The sequence below is a fragment of the Streptomyces armeniacus genome (assembly GCF_003355155.1).
Lineage (GTDB): Bacteria > Actinomycetota > Actinomycetes > Streptomycetales > Streptomycetaceae > Streptomyces > Streptomyces armeniacus.
Genome location: NZ_CP031320.1, coordinates 2,227,361 through 2,248,522 on the forward strand (window position 1 = coordinate 2,227,361; position 21,162 = coordinate 2,248,522).

16 protein-coding genes and 1 pseudogene are annotated in these 21,162 nt (G+C 72.4%); 12 read left to right on the top strand and 5 right to left on the bottom strand.

All coding sequences use genetic code 11. The features are described 5' to 3' along the window. Positions 1-74: 74 nt before the first annotated feature. From DVA86_RS09750 to DVA86_RS09760, 3 genes are all read left to right on the top strand, one after another. Positions 75-1,604, top strand: a complete 1,530-nt coding sequence (locus DVA86_RS09750) for a helix-turn-helix domain-containing protein (RefSeq protein WP_208877420.1) — start codon at positions 75-77, stop codon at positions 1,602-1,604. A gap of 204 nt (positions 1,605-1,808) precedes the next feature. Next, entirely contained in the window at positions 1,809-2,951 is a 1,143-nt protein-coding gene (locus tag DVA86_RS09755) for a hypothetical protein (RefSeq protein ID WP_208877421.1), read from the top strand. A gap of 76 nt (positions 2,952-3,027) precedes the next feature. Beyond that, positions 3,028-4,194, top strand: a complete 1,167-nt coding sequence (locus DVA86_RS09760) for a carboxylate-amine ligase (protein ID WP_208877423.1) — start codon at positions 3,028-3,030, stop codon at positions 4,192-4,194. A gap of 24 nt (positions 4,195-4,218) precedes the next feature. On the opposite strand, the gene DVA86_RS09765 is transcribed toward DVA86_RS09760, so the two are convergent. Continuing rightward, positions 4,219-5,010 carry a 2OG-Fe dioxygenase family protein gene (locus DVA86_RS09765; RefSeq protein WP_245996464.1) on the bottom strand — a complete coding sequence of 264 codons (792 nt, stop codon included), beginning with the start codon at positions 5,008-5,010 and terminating at the stop codon, positions 4,219-4,221. A 535-nt stretch (positions 5,011-5,545) separates the two neighbouring features. On the opposite strand from DVA86_RS09765, the gene DVA86_RS09770 reads away from it, so the two are divergent. The 5 genes from DVA86_RS09770 (at position 5,546) to DVA86_RS09790 (ending at position 9,835) form a co-directional block, all read left to right on the top strand. Then, on the top strand, positions 5,546-6,082 hold the full coding sequence (locus DVA86_RS09770; protein ID WP_208877424.1) for a 2-oxo-4-hydroxy-4-carboxy-5-ureidoimidazoline decarboxylase: 537 nt from the start codon (positions 5,546-5,548) through the stop codon (positions 6,080-6,082). Between the two features lie 329 nt (positions 6,083-6,411). Then, complete coding sequence (gene sdhC, locus DVA86_RS09775) at positions 6,412-6,792, top strand: succinate dehydrogenase, cytochrome b556 subunit (RefSeq protein WP_208877426.1); 381 nt, start codon at positions 6,412-6,414, stop codon at positions 6,790-6,792. Between the two features lie 5 nt (positions 6,793-6,797). Further along, complete coding sequence (locus DVA86_RS09780) at positions 6,798-7,271, top strand: succinate dehydrogenase hydrophobic membrane anchor subunit (protein ID WP_208877427.1); 474 nt, start codon at positions 6,798-6,800, stop codon at positions 7,269-7,271. Positions 7,272-7,295: 24 nt separating this feature from the next. After that, the gene (sdhA, locus tag DVA86_RS09785; protein WP_208877428.1) at positions 7,296-9,050 is read left to right on the top strand and encodes a succinate dehydrogenase flavoprotein subunit; all 1,755 of its coding nucleotides are present in this window, start codon (positions 7,296-7,298) and stop codon (positions 9,048-9,050) included. Then, positions 9,050-9,835 (top strand): succinate dehydrogenase iron-sulfur subunit, encoded by a 786-nt coding sequence (locus DVA86_RS09790; protein WP_208877430.1) that lies wholly within the window; start codon positions 9,050-9,052, stop codon positions 9,833-9,835. Before sdhA ends, DVA86_RS09790 begins: the two co-directional genes overlap by 1 nt. A gap of 4 nt (positions 9,836-9,839) precedes the next feature. On the opposite strand, the gene DVA86_RS09795 is transcribed toward DVA86_RS09790, so the two are convergent. After that, complete coding sequence (locus tag DVA86_RS09795) at positions 9,840-11,027, bottom strand: MFS transporter (protein WP_245997573.1); 1,188 nt, start codon at positions 11,025-11,027, stop codon at positions 9,840-9,842. Positions 11,028-11,204: 177 nt separating this feature from the next. Here DVA86_RS09795 and DVA86_RS09800 point away from each other — a divergent pair, with 177 nt between their 5' ends. Then, complete coding sequence (locus DVA86_RS09800; RefSeq protein ID WP_208877442.1) at positions 11,205-11,951, top strand: AraC family transcriptional regulator; 747 nt, start codon at positions 11,205-11,207, stop codon at positions 11,949-11,951. Positions 11,952-11,959: 8 nt separating this feature from the next. On the opposite strand, the gene DVA86_RS09805 is transcribed toward DVA86_RS09800, so the two are convergent. Next, positions 11,960-14,563 carry an MMPL family transporter gene (locus tag DVA86_RS09805; protein ID WP_208877444.1) on the bottom strand — a complete coding sequence of 868 codons (2,604 nt, stop codon included), beginning with the start codon at positions 14,561-14,563 and terminating at the stop codon, positions 11,960-11,962. Between the two features lie 175 nt (positions 14,564-14,738). On the opposite strand from DVA86_RS09805, the pseudogene DVA86_RS09810 reads away from it, so the two are divergent. Next, a pseudogene (locus DVA86_RS09810) lies at positions 14,739-15,437 on the top strand (response regulator transcription factor); the annotation flags it as partial. 152 nt (positions 15,438-15,589) lie between these two features. Further along, positions 15,590-17,188: a sensor histidine kinase gene (locus tag DVA86_RS09815; RefSeq protein ID WP_208877448.1), complete on the top strand. Its 1,599-nt coding sequence runs from the start codon at positions 15,590-15,592 to the stop codon at positions 17,186-17,188. A gap of 27 nt (positions 17,189-17,215) precedes the next feature. Here DVA86_RS09815 and DVA86_RS09820 read toward each other — a convergent pair whose 3' ends face one another. After that, complete coding sequence (locus DVA86_RS09820; protein ID WP_208877450.1) at positions 17,216-18,559, bottom strand: metallophosphoesterase; 1,344 nt, start codon at positions 18,557-18,559, stop codon at positions 17,216-17,218. A gap of 224 nt (positions 18,560-18,783) precedes the next feature. On the opposite strand from DVA86_RS09820, the gene DVA86_RS09825 reads away from it, so the two are divergent. Further along, the gene (locus DVA86_RS09825; protein WP_425470796.1) at positions 18,784-20,127 is read left to right on the top strand and encodes a D-alanyl-D-alanine carboxypeptidase family protein; all 1,344 of its coding nucleotides are present in this window, start codon (positions 18,784-18,786) and stop codon (positions 20,125-20,127) included. On the opposite strand, the gene DVA86_RS09830 is transcribed toward DVA86_RS09825, so the two are convergent. Beyond that, a complete protein-coding gene (locus DVA86_RS09830; protein ID WP_208877452.1) occupies positions 20,018-21,073 on the bottom strand; it encodes a YihY/virulence factor BrkB family protein in 1,056 nt (351 codons plus the stop codon). The genes DVA86_RS09825 and DVA86_RS09830 overlap by 110 nt on opposite strands. Between the last annotated feature and the right edge of the window lie 89 nt (positions 21,074-21,162).

The following is a 21,162-nucleotide window of genomic DNA, read 5'->3' on the forward strand; positions in this document are numbered from 1 at the left end:
CGCGCACGGGCCCGCGTCACCCATACGGCCGTCTCGTGCCGCGTCTATCTCACATCTGAGATATTGTCTCCCTCATGACCGACGATTACCTCGCCCGGATCGGGCACTTGATCCGCGATGCCCGTCAGCACCGCGGCTGGACACAGGCACAACTCGCGGAGGCGCTGGGCACCAGTCAGAGCGCGGTGAACCGCATCGAGCGGGGCAATCAGAACATCAGTCTTGAGATGATCGCCCGCATCTCGGAAGCCCTCGACAGCGAGATCGTCTCGCTCGGGTACTCCGGCCCGATGCATCTGCGCGTCGTCGGCGGGCGGCAGCTGTCCGGCAGCATCGACGTGAAGACGAGCAAGAACGCGTGCGTCGCGCTGCTGTGCGCCACGCTCCTCAACTCGGGCCGTACGGTGCTGCGCCGCGCCGCGCGCATCGAGGAGGTCTACCGCATCCTCGAGGTGCTGGCCTCCATCGGCGTTCGCGCGCGCTGGATCAACGACGGCGCCGACCTGGAGATCGTGCCGCCCGCCGAGCTCGACCTCGCGGCGATCGACGCGGACGCGGCACGCCGTACGCGCAGCATCATCATGTTCCTGGGCCCGCTGCTGCACCGTACGGACCAGTTCCGCATCCCGTACGCGGGCGGCTGCGACCTCGGCACCCGCACCGTGCAGCCGCACATGATCGCGCTGCGCCGGTTCGGGCTGGACATCACCGCGACCGAGGGCCTGTACCACGCGCGGGTGGACCGCTCCGTCGCCCCGGACCGCCCCATCGTGCTGACCGAGCGCGGCGACACGGTGACCGAGAACGCCCTCCTGGCGGCGGCGCGGCACCCGGGCGTGACCGTCATCCGCAACGCGTCGTCCAACTACATGGTCCAGGACCTGTGCTTCTTCCTGGAGCAGCTGGGCGTCCGCGTCGAGGGCATCGGCACGACCACGCTGACCGTGCACGGCCTCGCGCAGATCGACGTCGACGTCGACTACTCCCCCTCCGAGGACCCGGTCGAGGCGATGAGCCTGCTCACGGCCGCGGTGGTGACGGAGTCCGAGCTGACGGTACGGCGTGTGCCGGCGGAGTTCCTGGAGATCGAGCTCGCCGTACTCGAGGAGATGGGGCTCGACTTCGACCGCACGCCCGAGTACGCGGCGGACAACGGGCGTACGCGCCTCACCGACCTCACCGTGCGGCCCTCCAAGCTGGAGGCGCCCATCGACAAGATCCACCCGATGCCGTTCCCCGGCCTGAACATCGACAACGTCCCCTTCTTCGCGGCCATCGCCGCCGCCGCGCAGGGCCAGACGCTGATCCACGACTGGGTCTACGACAACCGCGCGATCTATCTCACCGACCTCAACCGGCTCGGTGGCCGCCTTCAACTCCTGGACCCGCACCGCGTCCTGGTCGACGGCCCGATCCGCTGGCGCGCCGCCGAGATGATGTGCCCGCCGGCGCTCCGGCCCGCGGTGGTCGTGCTGCTCGCGATGATGGCGGCGGAGGGCACGTCGGTGCTGCGCAACGTGTACGTGATCAACCGCGGCTACGAGGACTTGGCCGAGCGCCTCAACGAGGTGGGCGCGCAGATCGAGACGTTCCGCGACATCTGATACGTGGGGTGCCGCCGCACCCCGTCCGGCCTGCTGTGCCGTGGGCCAGGGCGGGATGCGGCGGCAGGCTCACGCCCCCGCGGTTCGAACTCGTGCTCGCCGCCGTCCTCCCCGGAAAGTCCGCCTTCTGAGGCGGAACATGGACGGCTGTTCCTTCGCCGGACCATACTTGTCCCGTCCCCCGACCGCTCACAGAACGACTCCATGGCGAAGAACAGCACCCCAACGGCCACCGTCCCCGACACCGCGTGGCTCGGCCGCGGGCGCCACCTCGGGCCCGATCCCGAGCTCGACGTCCAGCGCAACCTCATCGCCCTCAAGGCGGCCGGGGTGCTCGACGACTTCCTGGAACTCGACCCCGCGGAAGCGGCCCGTTCCACCGCGCTGCACCCGCGCGAGGCGGCCGCGGACCCCGGCCCGTCGGCCCGTCGGCTCTTCGAGGCGCGCTGGCGCCCGGAGGAGGGCGTCACCGTACGCGCCCAGCTCACCACCTACGAGCCGCCCGCACGGCGCAAGGAGACCGAGGGCGTCACCTGGGTGCTCGCCGCGGAGGCGGAACAGGCGTGGGCCATGCGATGGACCTCGCCCGTCACCATGTTCTGGCCCGACGTCGACCAAGGGGCCTGGAACCACGACACCGTCCCGGACGTACGGCTGCGCACCGCCAACCACCTGCCCAAAGACGACGACGACCTGCGCCGCCGGCTGCGGGACTGCACCCGGCACAGCTGGTACCTGCACATCCTGGTGCACGAGGCGATGACACCCGCCCCGCCGGGGCAGCGGCCCGTCACGGCCTTCCTGCCGCCGAGCCTGCGGCACCGCGTGGTCGAGCACCGCGCCACCCCCGAGCAGGCCCGGATCGCGGACTTCGCCCTGAAACGGGAGTTCAACGCCCGGATGCCGCGCGGCGGAGCCATCGTCCTGCCCGGCATGCCGCAGCACCCCGACTACGACCCGGAGCGCTACACGGTCCGCAGCATCTTCCTGGACGGCAGCGAACCGGCCGAATTCCTCGACCGGGTACAGGAGTTCGCCGCACTGCCCCGGCCCCTGCCGCCCGACGCCGAAGTGGCCCTGACCCGGCTGCGGCACGGCTGGCACCTGCTCACCCCGGACGAGGAGCTCGCCCACGCCAAGCGCATGGTCACCAAGTACGCCGAGGCACTGGAGTCCATGACGCAGTCGCGCGACCTGTACAAGGAGGCGGCCGAGGCGGCACAGGCCGCCCTCGCCGCCACCCCGCGCCCCGAGGGCGCGCCCGCTCCCGGCGCGGCCCGGCCGGAGGGCTCCACGCTCGGCGGACTCACGAAGGCGTTCGGCCGCTTCCGCGGCCCGAACCGCTGAGCAGTCCGAACGGCGGGCGGCGCCCGAGGCCGCCTGCCGAAGTGACAGGCGGACCACGTGGACTGATGCTGAGGGGATGAGCGGATCCCCTGCCTCTCCGCGCGCGGCACCGCCGGGAGACGCGCCGACGATGGGCGTCGAGGAGGAGTACTTCCTCGTCCACCCCGGCACGCGGGCCCCGCAGCCCGCCGGCAGCGCCGTGGCCGCCCACGCCGCGCGGTCGGTGGGGGACCTGGTCACGGGCGAGTTCACCGAGTACCAGGTCGAGGTCCGGACGCCGCCCCGCGCGGACGCCGCCGCCCTGTGCGCGGAGCTCGTACGGCTCCGTGGGGCGGCCTGCGCGGCCGCACGCACACAGGGCCTCCGCCTCTGCGCTTCGGGCACGGCCGTCGCACCGGTCGGCACCCAGGCGCTGGGCGACCACCCCCGGTACCGGGAAGGAGTCGCCCAGTACCGGGCGATGCTCGACGACTTCGCGATCTGCGCTCTCCACGTGCACGCGCACTGCCCGGACCGGGAGGCGGCCGTACTCGTCTCCAACCACCTGCGGCCGTGGCTGCCGCTCCTGGTCGCGATGGCCGCCAACTCCCCGTTCCACCACGGCCGCGAGACGGGATACGCCAGCTGGCGGGCCGTCATCCGAAGCCGCTTCCCCTGCCTGGGCCCGCCCCCGTACGCGGAGTCCGTGGAGGCGTACGAGCGGATGGCGGAGGCGATGGAGCGGTCGGAGGCCATGCTCGACGCCCGCACGCCGTTCTGGGACATCCGGCCGAACTCGCGCTTCCCCACCGTCGAGATCCGCTGCATGGACGTGCTGCCCGACATCGAGGACACGGTGGCCCTCGCCGTACTCGTGCGCGCGCTCGTCGTGGCGGGCCTCGGCCGGGTCCGGCAGGGAGACCCGGGGCCGCGGCCCAGCGCCGAGCTGCTCCGGGCGGCGTACTGGCGCGCCGCCAGGGACGGCTGGACGGGGTCGGGCGTGGACCCGCTGGACGGGAGGGTCGCCCCGTTCTCCGTTCAGGCCGGGTGGCTGGTCGAGGAGGTGCGGCCGGTCCTCGAGGGGAACGGGGACCTGGCGCTGGTACGGGACTTCCTGCGGCGTCTGGGCACGCGCGGCGGCGGAGCGGAGCGGCAGCGGGCCGCCGAGTCCCGGCACGGGGGCCTGAACGGCGTCGTCGACGACCTCGTCCGGCGCACGGCCCGCGCCGGTCGCACGGCCCGCACCGCTCCCCGGCCCGCCTGACCGGCGGTCACCGCGCGGGTCCGTTCAGGACTGCCCGGACTCCGGTGCGAAGGTGACCACGAGGACGTCGCGCCGTGCGGACCGTGCGAGATCGCGCGGGCGGACCCGGGAGACACCGTGCAGGGTGCTGCGGTCGTCGCCGAGGAGCAGCGTGCCCGGCTTGCCGAGGGTGGTCTCGAGGAGCGGCCGGCCGTCGAGCGTGGTCACCGTGCTCCGCCCGCCGCGGGCGTTGCTGCGGTTGACGAGAAGCGAGGAAACGAGCGTCACTCCGTCGCGGTGCATCCCCTCGGGAGTGGGCTCCCCGGCGTCGTCCGCGGACGCGACGACGCGGAACGGATGGACCTTCACCACCCATGTCCTGGCCTCGTCCAGGCCCGTGGCCGCGCGGCCCAGGAGGCGCAGAAGCCCGTGCAGCAGGGGGTCGTCGGCGAACGCGTCGGTCAGCGGCTCGAAGACGCGTTCAACCTCCGTGTACAGGGGGTTGCTGTTCTCGGGCTGGACGAAGGAGGTGTGCGACAGGGGGCTCGTACGGGCGGTGGCGGCGTCGAAGGAGAAGGCTCCGTACCGGCGGAACCGCCGCGTGCCTCGCTCCGCCGCGTACGTGTCCGCCTCCAGCTTGTCCCAGTGCCGCGCGAACACCTCCCAGGCCTCGGGCTCCGTGCCCGTACACATGCGAACGCCGGAGGCGGGGACGCGGCACGCGCCGACCGTACGCAGGGACTCCTCGATTCTCCGCATCTCGGCGGGCGGCGGCTCGGCCGGGACCGTCGTCTGTGCTCGTGACCGGCTGCGGGTGTGCGGGGTGTCGTACTCCACTGTGTCACCACCTTCTCGGGGACCGTGTTGCGAACCGTCGGGCGCCGTTCGGCGGGCGTCGCCGGAGGGGCGCCCGGGGCGGAGGCGGCTCTTGTACAAATCTGCCGCCTGCCACGCAGGTGTGGGGTTCAGGTTCGGGGGTCGGGCTGCCCCCTCAGCCCTCGGCGGCAGCGTCGGAAGTGGATAAGGGACGGCCCCCGCGCGCCCCCTCCGCTTTGGTCGAGCGCCTCAGCCAGATTCCAGCCCGTCCGGCGTTTGAGGACGGCCCTCAGCCACGATGCTCGCGAGGTTCGCCGCCGGGCCGCTGGCCCACGTACCTCTGGGAGGCCACCCTGAAGTGGCCCGGCACACGCCGTGGCCGCCCCCGTCCGTCCTCAAACGCCGGACGGGCTGGGTTGTGGGCAAGTTACCCATTCGGGTGAAAATCGCGCACGCGTCGGACCACGCCCCGGCCGCCTCGTTACGGTGACGGCGCCACCCGCCACCGCACCGGCCCGCTTCGCGCGGGCCTCCGTCACCCCGTGCGCGAGGAGCCATGCCCCTGCCTCTCCCGCTGCCCACGCCGCGAGGCGGTGCCCCGGACAGCCCGCTGCGGCGGCTCAACGACGCCTCCGTACGGGACGCGGAGCGCGCGCTGCTGACCTGTTGCGGCAGTGCCCGGTGGGCACACCGGCTGGCGGCGCACCGGCCGTACCCGGACGTGGAGGCGCTGCTGGCCGCCGCCGACGAGGCGAGTTATGACATGACGCACACCGATCTCGCGGAAGCGCTCGCCGGGGAGCGCGTCGATCAGCCGCTCACCGAGGGGCCCAGCGCGCTCGCCGCGCACACCGCGCTGCGCGCGGCGCACGCCGCGTACGAGGCGCGGTTCGGGCACACGTTCGTCGTGTGCCTGGACGATTGCCGTGCCGAGGAACGGGTCGACCTGGCGCTCGTCGGGCTGCGTACGCGGCTGGTCCACGACGAGGACACCGAACGGGCCGTCGCCGCCGAGGAGCTGCGGCGGCTCGCGCGCGGCCGACTCGCGCGACTGCTCGGCGCGGCCCCGCGCACCGACCCGGCGCGACCGTAGAGGCCGCCGCAGAGACCGCCGTAGAGGCCGCCATAGAGGCCGCCATAGAGGCCGCCGTAGAGGCCGCCGCAAAGACAACGGCAGAAGCCGTAGCCAACGACCACCGCAACGGCCTCCCGGCCGCCCCCGACAGGCCGCGGCCATACCTCCTCGGGGTACCCGAACCCCGGCCGCCCATCCGTGCCTGTTTGATCACACCTGCGGGCCCCCGCCCCTAACTCGCCGGTAAAGCGTGGCTACGATGGCGACGGCCGGTGGACCGTACCCGGCCGGGCCCGACCGAAAATGGCGGCCGGCCCCTTGTCCCCGCTCCCGGAGGGTTTTGTTCCGTGCCGGCTGGAACGCTGTATCGCGGCCGGGAAGGCATGTGGTCCTGGGTGGCTCACCGAGTCACCGGCGTCCTCATCTTCTTCTTCCTGTTCGTGCACGTCCTGGACACCGCGCTGGTGCGCGTGTCCCCCGAGGCGTACGACGACACGGTGGCGATCTACAAGACGCCGCTCGTCAATCTGATGGAGTACGGCCTCGTCGCCGCCGTGCTTTTCCACGCGCTGAACGGTCTCCGTGTCATCGCCGTGGACTTCTGGTCGAAGGGCGCGAAGTACCAGAAGCAGATGCTGTGGACGGTCGTGGGGATCTGGGCCGTGCTGATGGCCGGAGCGTTCTACCCCGTGCTGCAGCACACCCTGCGCGAGCTGTTCGGGAGCTGATCGACATGGCCACTGACATCGAGATGACCGGTACCTCCGGCGGCGACGCCGAGTACGGGCCGGGCAACCCGGCGCCCGTCATCGAGCCGCCGCGGGCGCGCACCGCCCGTACGCCCAAGTCGACGCGGACGAACTTCGAGCTGTACGGCTGGCTGTTCATGCGGCTGTCCGGGATCGTGCTCGTCGTGCTGGTGCTCGGGCACCTGCTGATCCAGCTGGTGCTGGACGGCGGCGTGACGAAGATCGGGTTCGCGTTCGTGGCGGGCCGCTGGGCTTCGCCGTTCTGGCAGACGTGGGATCTGGTCATGCTGTGGCTCGCGATGCTGCACGGCGCGAACGGGCTGCGGACGATCATCAACGACTACGCCGAGCGGGACAACACCCGGCTCTGGCTCAAGATGCTGCTGTACACCGCCACGGTGTTCACCGTACTGCTGGGCACGCTGGTGATCTTCACCTTCGACCCGAACATCCGCTAGCGCACCGGGGCTGAGGTTTCTGCCATGAAGATCCACAAGTACGACACGGTCATCGTCGGCGCCGGCGGCGCCGGGATGCGCGCGGCCATCGAGGCCACCAAGCGGAGCCGTACCGCCGTGCTGACCAAGCTGTACCCCACCCGCTCCCACACCGGCGCCGCACAGGGCGGCATGGCCGCCGCCCTCGCGAACGTCGAGGAGGACAACTGGGAGTGGCACACCTTCGACACCATCAAGGGCGGCGACTACCTGGTCGACCAGGACGCCGCCGAGATCCTGGCGAAGGAGGCCATCGACTCGGTCCTGGACCTGGAGAAGATGGGCCTGCCGTTCAACCGGACCCCGGACGGCACGATCGACCAGCGCCGGTTCGGCGGCCACAGCCGCAACCACGGCGAGGCGCCCGTACGCCGGTCCTGCTACGCGGCGGACCGCACGGGCCACATGATCCTCCAGACGCTGTACCAGAACTGCGTGAAGGAGGGCGTGGAGTTCTACAACGAGTTCTACGTCCTGGACCTGCTGCTCAACGAGTCCGACGGGATCAAGCGGACCGCCGGCGTGGTCGCGTACGAGCTGGCCACCGGTGAGATCCACGTCTTCCGCGCCAAGTCCGTGGTGTTCGCCTCCGGCGGCAGCGGCAAGTTCTTCAAGGTGTCGTCGAACGCGCACACGCTGACGGGCGACGGCCAGGCCGCCGCGTACCGGCGCGGGCTGCCGCTGGAGGACATGGAGTTCTTCCAGTTCCACCCGACGGGCATCTGGAAGATGGGCATCCTGCTCACGGAGGGCGCCCGCGGTGAGGGCGGCATCCTGCGGAACCGGGACGGCGACCGGTTCATGGAGACGTACGCCCCCGTGATGAAGGACCTCGCCTCGCGCGACGTCGTCTCCCGCGCGATCTACACCGAGATCCGCGAGGGTCGCGGCTGCGGCGCCGACAAGGACCACGTCTATCTGGACCTGACGCACCTGCCGCCGGAGCAGCTGGACGCGAAGCTGCCGGACATCACGGAGTTCGCGCGTACGTACCTGGGCATCGAGCCGTACACCGACCCGATCCCGATCCAGCCGACCGCGCACTACGCGATGGGCGGCATCCCGACCAACGTGCAGGGGCAGGTGCTGGCCGACAACACGACGCCGGTGCCCGGCCTGTACGCGGCGGGCGAGGTCGCCTGCGTGTCCGTGCACGGCGCGAACCGGCTGGGCACCAACTCGCTGCTGGACATCAACGTCTTCGGGCGGCGCGCGGGCATCGCGGCGGCGGACCACGCGGCGACGGCGGAGTTCGTGGAACTGCCGGACAACCCCACGAAGTTCGTCGAGGACGAGGTGGAGAACCTGCGCGACGCCACCGGCAACGAGCGGGTGGTGGAGATCCGCAAGGCGCTCCAGGAGACGATGGACAAGAACGTCATGGTCTTCCGTACGGAGCAGACGCTCAAGGAGGCCGTCGAGCGGATCGGCGAGCTGCGCAAGCGGTTCCGGAACATCAGCGTCCAGGACAAGGGCAGGCGGTTCAACACGGACCTGCTGGAGGCGCTGGAGCTGGGCAACCTGCTGGACCTCGCCGAGGTGACGGCTGTCTCCGCGCTCGCCCGCAAGGAGTCGCGCGGCGGGCACTACCGCGAGGACTTCCCGAACCGCGACGACGTCAACTTCATGCGCCACACCATGGCGTTCCGCGAGGTGGGCGACGACGGCACCGAGTCGATCCGGCTGGACTACAAGCCCGTCGTCCAGACCCGCTACCAGCCGATGGAGCGTAAGTACTGATGAGCACCGCAACTCTGGACAAGGGCAAGGGCGCGGACCGCGGCCCCGTCGACTCGGCGGAGAACAGCGCCTCGCACCTGATCACGGCCACCTTCCGGATCCGCCGCTTCAACCCGGAGGTCTCGGCCGAGGCGTCCTGGGAGGACTTCCGGATCGAGATCGATCCGAAGGAGCGGGTGCTGGACGCGCTGCACCAGATCAAGTGGGAGGTCGACGGCACGCTCACGTTCCGGCGCTCCTGCGCGCACGGCATCTGCGGCTCGGACGCGATGCGCATCAACGGCCGCAACCGGCTGGCCTGCAAGACGCTGATCAAGGACATCAACCCGGACAAGCCGATCACGGTCGAGGCCATAAAGGGGCTCACGGTCCTGAAGGACCTCGTGGTCGACATGGACCCGTTCTTCCAGGCGTACCGCGACGTGATGCCGTTCCTGGTGACCACCGGGAACGAGCCGACGCGGGAGCGGCTGCAGAGCGCGGAGGACCGCGAGCGCTTCGACGACACCACCAAGTGCATCCTGTGCGCGGCGTGCACGTCCTCGTGCCCGGTCTTCTGGAACGACGGCCAGTACTTCGGCCCGGCGGCGATCGTCAACGCGCACCGCTTCATCTTCGACAGCCGCGACGAGGCGGGCGAGCAGCGCCTGGAGATCCTGAACGACAAGGACGGCGTGTGGCGTTGCCGTACGACGTTCAACTGCACGGACGCGTGCCCGCGCGGCATCGAGGTCACGAAGGCCATCCAGGAGGTCAAGCGGGCGCTGATCACGCGCCGTTTCTGACGCCTCAGGGGTCGCGTACGGACTGGTCGCGTACGGACAGCGGCGGGGGGCGGCCGGCGGTGGCGCCGGCCGCCTCCGGCATGTCCGGCTCCCGCAGGGTGCGCAGCAGCAGCCAGCCGAGCGCGGGCAGCGCGATCAGCGGTGCAAGGGCGGTCCGCAGGGAGGCGGCGTCGGCGAGGGCGCCGATCAGCGGGCCGGCGAGGCCGCCGACGCTGACGGTCAGGCCCAGGGTGACTCCGCTGGCGGTGCCGACGCGGCGGGGCAGGTAGTCCTGGCCGAGGGTGACGTGCAGGGAGAACGGCACGTACAGGCCGGCCGAGGTGAGGGCCACGCACGCGTACAGGGCGGGGCCCGGCACGAAGACCACGCCGGCCACGGCGGGGACGGTCAGCGCGTACGACCACCGTACGACCGGCAGCCGGCCCCAGCGGGTGGCGAGCCGCCCGCCCGCCACGGTGCCGACGGCGCCGCCGAGGTAGAGCACGAACAGCGCGGCCGTGCCGGCGACTTCGCCGCCGCCGGTGCGCTCGCGCACGTACAGCGCGATGAACGCGCTGAGGCCGACGAAGACGACCGAGCGGCACACGACCGCCCCCGACAGCCGTACGAAGGACGCCCAGTCGTCGCGTACGGCGGCGTGCTCCGTACGCGCGGCGGCCAATGCGGTCGCACCCGCGGCGGCCTTCGTACGGCGCAGCGCCGCCACGCACAGCGCCGCCCCGGCGAGCGCGGGCACGGCCAGCAGCGGGGACGCGTGCAGCCCGCCCGTGCCGACGGCGGCGGAGACGAGCAGCGGGGCGGTGGCGAAGCCGAGGTTGCCGCCGAGCGAGAACCAGCCCATCGCGGTGTGGCTGCCGCCGCTCGCCTTGCGCGCGGCGCGCGCGGCCTCCGGGTGGTAGGCGGCGACGCCGATCCCGGACACGGCGACGACGGTCAGCGTGACGGCGTACGAACCGCTGACGCCCGCGAGGGCGACCCCCGCACCGGCCGCCAGCGTGCTGACCGGCAGCAGCCACGGCATGGCCCGCCGGTCGGTGAAGGCGCCGAACAGCGGCTGGACCACGGAGGACAGGAGGGAGGCGGCCAGGACGATGCCGGAGGCGGCGGCGTAGGTGTAGGCGCGTTCGGACACGAAGTACGGGACGAGGGCGGCGACCGCGCCCTGGTAGACGTCCACGCAGGCGTGGCTCAGGGCGAGGAGGGTGAGCGGCCGCCCGCGGGAGGGCGGCTTCGGGCTCTGTCGCGTGGGGTTCGGCTGCGCGGGGTACGGCTGCGCGGGGTTCGGTCGCTTCGGGCTCGGCTGTCGCTTCGGCACCCGCTCATCGTCGCCACGGCAGCGCCTGGCGCGCTTCCGATAAAATGCCAAACCATGCCGGATATCCGCCACACTCCCGAGGCGCCCACCCGTACGCAGGTGCTCGCGCCCGGGGAGCGCATCGACGCGCACCGGCACGACGACCACCAGATCATCTACGCCGGCTCCGGCGTCCTCGCCGTCACCACCGACGCGGGCACCTGGTTCGCCCCCGGCACGCGCGCCATCTGGGTGCCGGCCGGCTGCGTACACGCGCACCGCGCCCACGGCCAGCTCGACCTGCACCTTCTCGGGCTGCCCCCGGACACCAACCCGCTCGGACTGGACGCCCCCACCGTCCTGGCCGTCGGCCCGCTGCTGCGGGAGCTGATCCTCGCGTACACCCGCGGCCCGCTCGACGACACTTCGGAACGGCGCCGCCTGCGCGCCGTGCTCCTCGACCAGTTGCGCGCCTCGCCCCAGCAGCCCGTGCAGCTGCCCGCGCCCACCGACCCGCGGCTCGCCGCCGTCTGCGCGCTCCTGCACCGCGATCCGGCGGACCCGCGCGGCCTCGCCGCGCTGGGGGCGACGGCGGGGGCCGGTGAACGCACCCTCAGCCGCCTCTTCCGCCGCGAGCTGGGCATGACGTTCCCGCAGTGGCGCACGCAGCTGCGCCTCTACCACGCCCTGCGCATGCTCGCCGACGACGTGCCGGTCAGCGCGGTCGCCCGGCGCTGCGGCTGGTCGTCGACGAGCGCGTTCATCGACGTCTTCCGGCGCGCCTTCGGCTACACGCCCGGCACCCACAACCGCCGTCTCTGACCGGGCCGTTACGGCGCCCCGCCCGCACTCCCCTCCCCCTCCCCGTCGCCGTCGCCCTCAGGCCGGTCCAGCCGGAGGTCGAGCCGCACCGGGCCGTCGTTCAGCAGCACGCTCCTGCTCTTCGCAGCGCCCAGTCCGGGCGAGGTGGCGACGAGGATGTACGCGCCCTCGCCCGGCGCCGTGACGGAGTAGCTGCCGTCCTGCGCCGTACGGGACTTGGCGAGCTGGTTGCCGCCGGCGGAGATCAGGGTGAGCGAGGCGCGCGGCACGGGGATGCCGGCGGCGTCGTGCACCGTGCCCCGGATCGCGGCCTGTTCACCGGCGGGCACGGGTACGGGCGCGAGCGCGGATACGGATACGGGTGCCTGCACGCGGGGTTGGGGCGCCGCTTCCGGTTCCGGGTCCGCTTCGGGCTCGGGCGGGCCCGCTTCCGCGTCCTCCTTCGGCTCGACCGCGAGATGCGGCAGCCGCCTGTCGAGCCAGTGCGGCAGCCACCAGTTGGCGCGGCCCAGCAGGAACATGGCGGCGGGCACCAGCATCATGCGGAGGATGAACGCGTCCAGCGCGACCGCGCCCGCCAGCCCGAGTCCGACCATCACGCCCTCCAGGTCGCCGCTGAGGACGAACGCGGAGAAGACGCAGACCATGATCAGCGCCGCCGACGTGATCACGCGGCTGGTCTCGGCCAGCCCGACCCGTACCGCCCGCGCGCTGTCCTTCGTGTGCACCCACTCCTCGTGCATGCGGCTGACCAGGAAGACCTGGTAGTCCATCGACAGCCCGAAGAGCATGGCCAGCATGATGACCGGCAGGAACGACGTGATCGGCACCTGGTCGCCCAGGCCGAGCAGCCCGCTCCCCCAGCCCCACTGGAAGATCGCGACCAGCAGCCCGAACGAGGCGGCCGCGGCGAGCAGGTTCATCAGCGCGGCCGTCAGCGGCACGAGGACGGAGCGGAAGGCGATCAGCAGCAGCACGAAGCCGAGGGCCACGATCACGCCGATGAACATGGGCAGTTTGCCGGTGACGACCTCCGCGAAGTCCTTGTTGAAGGCGACCGAACCGGTCACCAGGACCTCCACATCCCCTTCCGCTTCGGCTTCCCGCAGCGTCTCGTCACGGAGTCGGTCGATCAGTTCGTCCGTCCCGGCGGACTGCGGTGCCGTCTCGGGCACGACCTGTATGACGGCGATCCGCGAGTCCGGTCCGGGCGACGACGGCGGGGTCGTACGCGCCACGCCGTCCGTCTCCCGTACGTCCGCCACCAGCCGGTCCAGCGCCGCCCGTCGGGCGCCCTCGCCGGCCGGGCCGCCGGGGGTCTCGGCGACGAGCTGGAGCGGGCCGTTGAAGCCGGGCCCGAAGCCGTCGGCGAGCATGTCGTACGCCTGCCGGGTCGTGCTCGACTCGGGGTTGTTGCCCTGGTCGGTGGTGCCCAGCCGCAGCGAGAGGACCGGCAGCGCGACCACCACCATGACGACGGTGGCGAGCGCGCCGACCGTACGCGGCCGGCGCTGCACGAACGCGGCCCAGCGGCCCCAGCCGCGCTTCACCGAGGCCTGCTCGGGCGCGGGCCCGTGCACGGCCAGCCGGTGCCGCTGGCGGCGCGAGAGCACGCGCGGGCCGAGCAGCCCGAGCATCGCGGGCAGCAGCGTCACGGCCGCCAGCACGCCGAGCAGCACCGTCAACGAGGCCGCTATGGCGACCCCGTCGAGCATCCCGATGCCGAGGGTCATCATGCCGAGCAGCGCGATACAGACCGTGCCGCCCGCGAACAGCACCGCGCGCCCGGCCGTGTTGACCGCGCGTACGGCCGCCTCCTCGGGTGCCAGGCCCCGCATGACGCCGCTGCGGTGCCGGGTGACGATGAACAGCGCGTAGTCGATGCCGACGCCGAGCCCGATGAGGCTGCCCAGCAGCGGCGCCGCCGACGAGAGGTCGGTGACGTGGCTGATCAGCCCGACGGTGCTGAGCCCGGTGCCGATCCCGAAGACCGCGCAGAGCAGCGGCAGCAGCATGGCGTACAGCGAGCCGAAGGCGAGGAAGAGGATGACGGCGGCCGCCGCGAGGCCCACCAGTTCGGCGATGCCGCCGGGCGGCTCACCCTCGGCCCGCTCCACGGCGTCACCACCGAGTCCCACCCGGAGGCCGTCGCGGGCGGCGGCCCCGGCGGCGTCCATGACCTCCTCGATGTGCGCCTTCTCCAGCTCGTCGGCCTGGCGGGTGAAGGTCACGGTGGCGTACGCGACGCGACCGTCCTCGCTGATCCGCGTGCTGTCGCCGCCGGCCCCGTACGGCCCTGCCACGGAGCCCACTTCGGGCACCTTCGCGATGTCCGCCAGCGCGCCGGACATGTCCGCGCGCACCGCGGCGTCCCGTACGGACCGCCCCTCGGGCACGCGCCACACCACCGAGTTGCTGCTGCCGGCCTCCTGCGGGAACTCCTCCGCCATCAGGTCGGCGGCGCGGGTCGACTCGGTGCCGGGCAGCTCGAAGCTGTCGGTGTAGCCGGTGCCCGCGGCGCTGCTCCCGGCAAACGTGCCGAGCAGGGCGCACAACCAGACTGCGAACACCACGATGCGGTGCCGGAAGCACCATCGCGCAAGAACTGCCACGGGTCGTTCTCCTGTCTCGGCGGATCTCTCGTGTCCCTGTGGTCCAACGACAGGCCCAAGGCTCCGAGACGCGTACGCGGTGGCGGAACGGCTCTCGGCGGTCTCCGATCCGCTTCACAGGGAACTCTCAGGTTCCGGCCGCCCGTTGCCGCCTCCGGCGCCGGATACTGGGCCCATGGACGGTCCCGGTCACCCGCACACCCCCGCCACCGTGCTGGTCGTGGAGGACGAGCCGAGCATCGCCGACATCCTGCAGATCACCCTGCGCTTCCACGGGTTCGCCGTCGCCCACGCGGCGAGCTGCGAACAGGCCCTGGCGCTGGCCCGCGAGCTGCGCCCCGATCTGCTGCTGCTCGACGTGATGCTGCCGGACGGCAACGGCTGGCAGATCTGCCGCGAACTGCGCGCCGAACGCGACGACCTCGCCGTCGTGTTCCTCACCGCACGCGACAGCGGCGGTGACGTGGTCGGCGGGCTGGCGCTGGGCGGCGACGACTACATCACGAAGCCGTTCAACGTGGACGAGGTGCTGGCCCGCGTACGGGCCGTGCTGCGCCGCACCCGGCGCGCCACCCCGGCGGAACGGCACGTACTGCGGCACGGGGACGTGGAGATGGACGAGGCCACGTTCACCGTACGGCGGGCGGGGCAGCCGGTGGGCCTCACGCCGACCGAGTACAACCTGCTGCGCTACCTGCTGCGCAACGCGGGCCGCGTCGTCACCAAGGAGCAGATCCTGCGCCACGTCTGGCGGTTCGACACGGTGGTCGAGTCGAGCGTCGTCGAGACGTACGTCAGCTATCTGCGGCGGAAGCTGGACGGGCTGGGACCGCCGCTGATCGTCACGCGGCGTGGCGTCGGCTACGGGCTCACGGAGGCGGCGGAGACGGCCGATACGGCGGATACGGCTGCGGCTGCGGCTGCGGCTGCGGCTGCGGAGACGGAGACGGATACGGCGACGGCGCCCGGGCCTCCGGAGCAGACCGGTGACCGCGCCCGTGCACGGGCCCGCGACCAGGCCGGGCCGTGACCGTGAGCCCGTGGCGGCGCCCCCGTTCGCTCAGCGCCCAGCTCACCGCGCGCAACGTACTGCTGCTCGCCGTCGCCCTCGTGCTGGCGGCCGGGGTGGCCGCGGGCGGCCTCTACACGGTGCTGGTCCGGGACATCGACTCGGAGCTCCGTTCCTCGCACGACGCCATACGGAACTCCAGCTTCACGCGGATGGACGCGGAGCGGCTCGTCGACCTCGTCGGGGCGGTGGAGAACCAGTTCGGTGCCGGAGCCGGCAACGGCTACGCCATGCTGTCCGCGCGGGGCCCGCTCGTCCTGACGGAAGACGGCGAGCCCGTCGAGGTCGGCCCCGCGGACCGGTACTCGCCCGGGGCCGCCGCCCGGCGCCGCGCCATCGCCGACGCCGTAGACGACCCGGCGGGCTGGGCACGGAGCGGAGAGATCCGTTCCTTCGAGGCGGCGGGCGTCCCGTACCGGGCGAAGGTGACGGCGCTGCGGGACGGCGGCTACATCGTCGCCGTCGCCTCCACCGAGAGCGTCCGCGCGAACGTCACCAAGCTGATCGTGATCGAGGCCGTCACCGGTGCCGTGCTGCTCTCCGTGCTCGCCGTGGCCTCGCTGGTGACCGCCCGGCGGCGGCTGCGGCCGCTGGGCGACATGGTCGACACGGCCACCGCCATCGCCGACGGCGAGCTGACCGGCGCCGACCTCGCACGCCGCGTCGAACCGCGCGGCAGGGACGCCACCGAGGTCGCGCGGCTGCGCACCGCGCTGAACGCGATGCTCCACCAGATCGAGGGCGCCTTCGAGACGCGGGAGCGTTCGGCGGCCCAGCTGCGCCGGTTCGCCGCGGACGCCTCGCACGAGCTGCGTACGCCGCTCGCCTCCGTACGCGGCTACCTCCAGCTGTACGAGCGCGGGATGCTCGACGGCGACGAGGAACGGTCCCGCGCCCTGGCCCGTATGACCGCCGAGACGGAGCGCATGGCGCGGCTCGTCAACGAACTGCTGCTGCTCGCCCGCCTCGACCGGCAGCCGGAGCTGCGCCCGCGCGCCGTCGACCTGGCGCGCGTCGCGGCGGACGCCCTGGACGACCTCACCGCGCAGCAGCCCGAACGGCCCGTGCACCGCGAACTCCCGGCCGAGGGCTGCCCGGTGCTGGCGGACGAGGCCACGCTGCGGCAGATCGTCGGCAACCTCGTGGCGAACGTACGGGTGCACACGCCGCCGGAGGCGCGCGTACGCGTACGGGTCGCGCGCGAGGGCGGGCCCGGGGCGGAACGCGGCGTGCTGTGCGTCGCCGACACCGGGCCCGGCATGGAGCCCGCGGACGCCGACCGCATCTTCGACCGCTTCTTCCGCGCACCCGGACGCGGCTCCGGGAGCGAGAACGGCAGCGGCCTGGGCATGTCCGTCGTACGCGCCGGGACGGAGGCGCAGGGCGGCACCGTACGGGTGGCCACGGCCCCGGGCGAGGGCCTGGCGGTGACGGTCACCCTGCCCGCGGCGGTCCCGGGGGCGGCCCCGGCGGAGGGTGACCCGGCCGGGGCGGCCCCGGCAGAAGCGGCCCCGGCCGAGACGGCCCCTGTCGAAACGGAACAGCCGTCGCCGTAACGGGGCTTCGCCCGGCGGCCGGAAGACTCACGCCTGCTTCGAGGCCAGCGTCACGACCGTCACGTCCGACTCGGCACCCACCCGTACGGGCGGCCCGAACGCGCCCGCGCCCCGCGTCACGTACAGCTGCGTGTCGCCGTACCGCTCCAGCCCGGCGACTGTCGGGTTGGCCAGTCCGGCGAGGTAGTTGCCGGGCCAGACCTGGCCGCCGTGCGTGTGCCCGGACAGCTGCAGGTCGACGCCGTGGTCGACGGCGTCGTGGATCTGTACGGGCTGGTGCGCGAGGAGTACGGACGCGCGCGAGGTGTCGCGGTCGCCGAGCGCCTTGCCGAAGTCCGGGCCCTCGCCCTCGTTTTCGCCCTCGAGGTCGTTGACGCCGGCCAGGTCGAAGCCGGGCAGCTCGCGGCGGGCGTTCTCCAGCGGGTGGACACCGATCTCGCGGAGGTAGTCGAGCCACTCGCCGGCGTCGCCGAAGTACTCGTGGTTGCCGGTCACGAAGAACGAGCCGTGCCGCGACTCCAGTTCGGCGAGCGGCGCGGCGGCCGGGCCGAGGTCGGCGACGCTGCCGTCCACCAGGTCGCCGACGATGGCCACGAGGTCGGGCTGGGTGCCGTTGATCATGTCGACGATGCGCCGCGTGTGCGAACGGCCCAGGATCGGGCCCAGGTGGATGTCGCTGACGACGGCGATGCGGTAACCGTGCGCGCTGCGCGGCAGTTTGGCGAGCGGGACGGTGAGGCGCTTGAGGGTGGGCCCGTTGAGCACGCTGTACGCGCCCGCGCCGACGGTCACGGCGGCGACGGTGGTGGCGCCGACGGCGAGGGTGCGCGCGATGAAGAGCCGCCGCGCGGGGTCCTCGCCACCGCGCTCGGGCCGGGCGCCGTCCGCGGGCTCGGGCTGGTCCTCCTCCGACTCCCTCTCGGATGTGGAAGCGGACGCGGACTCGGAAGTGGAAGCGGACTCGGCCGCTTCCGCCGGGGCCGCCGGCACCGAGACGCGCTCACCCTCGCCCTCGGAGCCCGCGCCCGCGCCCGCCGCCCGTACGGCATCCCGCCGCGCCAGCACGCGCCGCAGCAGAGGCCGTACGAGCTCGCCGACCAGCAGCGCCAGCAGCAGGTAGAGCAGCAGCGCCATCCAGAGAAAGCCGGGCCAGGCCAGCATCCGCTGCACCAGGAACGGCGCCTCCGACTGCCGGGTGACGAAGGCCGCGAACGCGCACGCCGGAAACGCGAACGCGAGCACCGTGCCCGTACGCCGCCACCACCCGCCCGGCGCGGACACGTCGCGTACGAGCCGCCGCCACAGGTACCAGTGCGCGGTGACGACCGTGGACACGATCGCCAGCACGAGCAGGATCGTCAGCGCGATCATCGCCGCCTCCGCCCCGCGCCGGAACCGGCGTCAGCGGCCGCGGAACACGGCAGAGGGCGGGCGGAACGGGTGAGACTCGGGGGTTTCGGGGGTGAGTCCCCGGAAGACCGGCGCATAGAGGCAAGTATGGCTATCGGCCTAATCTGATCGCTGATGGGGGGCTACTGTGTCGTACGCACACCCTCCCGGTGCCCATATGACTTGTGTGCCTGTACGTTCGACGAGTGCCGACCACCTCATCTGCCGTACGCCGCCCGCGCCGTGCCACCATGCTCGCCGCAGGAGCCGCAGCGTTTCTGACGCCCATTCTGCTGACGCCCGCCGCACCGGCGGCGCACGCCGATGACAAGCCCGCACCCAAGCCGCCCGGCGACATGTCCACGCTCGGCGGCGCCAAGCTGGGCGAGCCCGGCACCCAGGTCGACCCGCGTCCCGGCGCCAAGACACCCGATCTGCCCAAGAAGCTGACGGCGCGTTCGTGGATCGTCTCGGACGCCGAAACCGGCCATGTCCTGGCCTCGCACAACGCGCACTGGCGGCTCCCGCCGGCCAGCACGCTCAAGATGCTGTTCGCCGACACGCTGCTGCCGAAGTTCCCGAAGGACCGCGAGTACAAGGTCAAGCGGGCCGATCTGGAGGGCATGGGCGAGGGCAGCAGCCTGGTCGGCGTCAAGGAGGGGGAGACGTACTCCGTACGGGACCTCTGGCTCGGCGTCTTCCTGCGCTCCGGCAACGACGCGGTGCACACGCTCGCGGCCATGAACGGCGGCGTGGACAAGACCGTGCAGGAGATGAACGCGCACGCGAAGCAGCTGCGGGCGCTGGACACGCACGCGGTGTCGCCCGACGGGTACGACCGCGAAGGCCAGGTCTCGTCGGCGTACGACCTGACGCTCATCGCCCGCTCCGGAATGCTGAAGAAGGACTTCCGGGACTACGCCTCGACGGTGCGGGCCAAGTTCCCCGGCGAGACGAAGAAGTCAAAGAAGGGCGAGAAGAGCGAGAAGGGCGAAGAGGGCAAGGAGAAGCGGGAGTTCTTCGAGATCCAGAACACGAACCGGCTGCTCACCGGCGACTACGGGCTCGACCCGTACCCCGGCATCGCCGGCGTGAAGAACGGCTCCACCTCCAAGGCGGGCAACACCTTCACGGGTGTCGCCGAACGCGACGGCCGCGTCCTGCTGGTCACCGTGATGCACCCCAAGGGCGGCGGCGGTGACCTGGGTGTCTACAAGGAGACGGCGAAGCTGTTCGACTGGGGCTTCAGCGCGGCCGACACCGTACGGCCGGTGGGCGAACTGGTGCCGCCCGGCGGGCAGGAGCCCGGCGGCGACGCCGGGGGCGGCGGCAAGAACGGCGACGTACGCGGCGGCAAGGGCCCCGACCAGGCGTCGCTCGCCTCCGCCGGGCCGACGGGCGAGGGCTCGTCGGGCGGCGGCATGGGGACGGCGTTCGCGGTCACGGGCGGCTGTCTCGTGGTGCTGGCGATGGGCGCGTACGCGGTGCACCGCCGGTGGCCGCTGCCCGACCTGGCCCGGCTGCGGCGTCACGGCCCGGACCGCGGCTAGAACCGGAATCCGAACCTGAACCGGCTGCGGAACCGGAACCGGAGTCCGAGCCCGGCTCCGTGTCCGACTCCGCGTCCGCGCTCCGCTCCGCGTCCGCGGCCGTCTCCTCCGTCGCGGTCCAGCCCGCGCAGTACAGCAGCAGCTTGGTCATGAAGCTGATCCACAGCAGCAGCGCGATGGGCACGCCGAAGGCGCCGTACGTGTTCTTGGCGGCCACCCCCTGGAGGTAGCCGCCGAGCAGCAGCTTGAGCAGCTCGAAGCCGACGGCGCCGATCAGGCACGCCACCACCATGGCCCGGCGCGGCGGACTCACCCGCGGCAGTACCCGCAGCACGTACCACAGCAGCAGGAAGTCGGCCCCGACCGCCGCCGCGTACCCGGCCAGGCGCAGCAGCCAGGTGCCGACACCGCCCTCGGCCAGCCCCGCCCGTTCCGCCACCCAGTCGACGGCGGAGACGGCGAACGCGGAGCCCGCCATGGAGACCAGCCCGGCGAGGCCGAGCCCGAGGAGTACGGCGAGGTCCTTGGCCTTGAGCAGCACCGGGTTGCCCGGGTCCTCCTCCAGGTCCCAGACGGCGCGCAGGCACTCGCGGAGCGTCCCGGCCCAGTTGACACCTGTGAACAGCAGCGCCGCACCGGCGACCAGCCCGATCGTGCCCGCGTTGTCCGCGAGCGACTGGATGTCGAGCTTGTCGGAGATCCCCGGCACCTGCTCGGCGATCGTCTCCTTGACGTCCTGCATCCGGCTCGGGGACAGGAACGAGGCCCCGATGGCGACGCCGACCACCAGCATCGGGAAGAACGCGAGGAAGCTGGTGAAGGTGATGGCGGCGGCGAGCCGCTGCCACTTGCGCGCGTCGAGATGCTCGTACACCCGCCACACCCTGGTGCCGAAGAACCAGGCGAAAAACGGGCCGATGACGGGCAGCTTGGTGAGCTGTTCCATCACCAGCGCCTACCCGCCCCCGTACGTCCCCTCACGTCATGGCACCGGCCCCACGCCCGAACAGGCTAGGCGTGGGGCCGGACGCGCCG

Excerpts from the sequence above, each read along its gene's own strand:
- DVA86_RS09750 (WP_208877420.1), top strand. The coding sequence starts at position 75 with ATGACCGACGATTACCTCGCCCGGATCGGGCACTTGATCCGCGATGCC.
- DVA86_RS09755 (WP_208877421.1), top strand. The coding sequence starts at position 1,809 with ATGGCGAAGAACAGCACCCCAACGGCCACCGTCCCCGACACCGCGTGG.
- DVA86_RS09760 (WP_208877423.1), top strand. The coding sequence starts at position 3,028 with ATGAGCGGATCCCCTGCCTCTCCGCGCGCGGCACCGCCGGGAGACGCG.
- DVA86_RS09770 (WP_208877424.1), top strand. The coding sequence starts at position 5,546 with ATGCCCCTGCCTCTCCCGCTGCCCACGCCGCGAGGCGGTGCCCCGGAC.
- DVA86_RS09780 (WP_208877427.1), top strand. The coding sequence starts at position 6,798 with ATGGCCACTGACATCGAGATGACCGGTACCTCCGGCGGCGACGCCGAG.
- sdhA (WP_208877428.1), top strand. The coding sequence starts at position 7,296 with ATGAAGATCCACAAGTACGACACGGTCATCGTCGGCGCCGGCGGCGCC.
- DVA86_RS09790 (WP_208877430.1), top strand. The coding sequence starts at position 9,050 with ATGAGCACCGCAACTCTGGACAAGGGCAAGGGCGCGGACCGCGGCCCC.
- DVA86_RS09800 (WP_208877442.1), top strand. The coding sequence starts at position 11,205 with ATGCCGGATATCCGCCACACTCCCGAGGCGCCCACCCGTACGCAGGTG.
- DVA86_RS09820 (WP_208877450.1), bottom strand. The coding sequence starts at position 18,559 with ATGATCGCGCTGACGATCCTGCTCGTGCTGGCGATCGTGTCCACGGTC.
- DVA86_RS09830 (WP_208877452.1), bottom strand. The coding sequence starts at position 21,073 with ATGGAACAGCTCACCAAGCTGCCCGTCATCGGCCCGTTTTTCGCCTGG.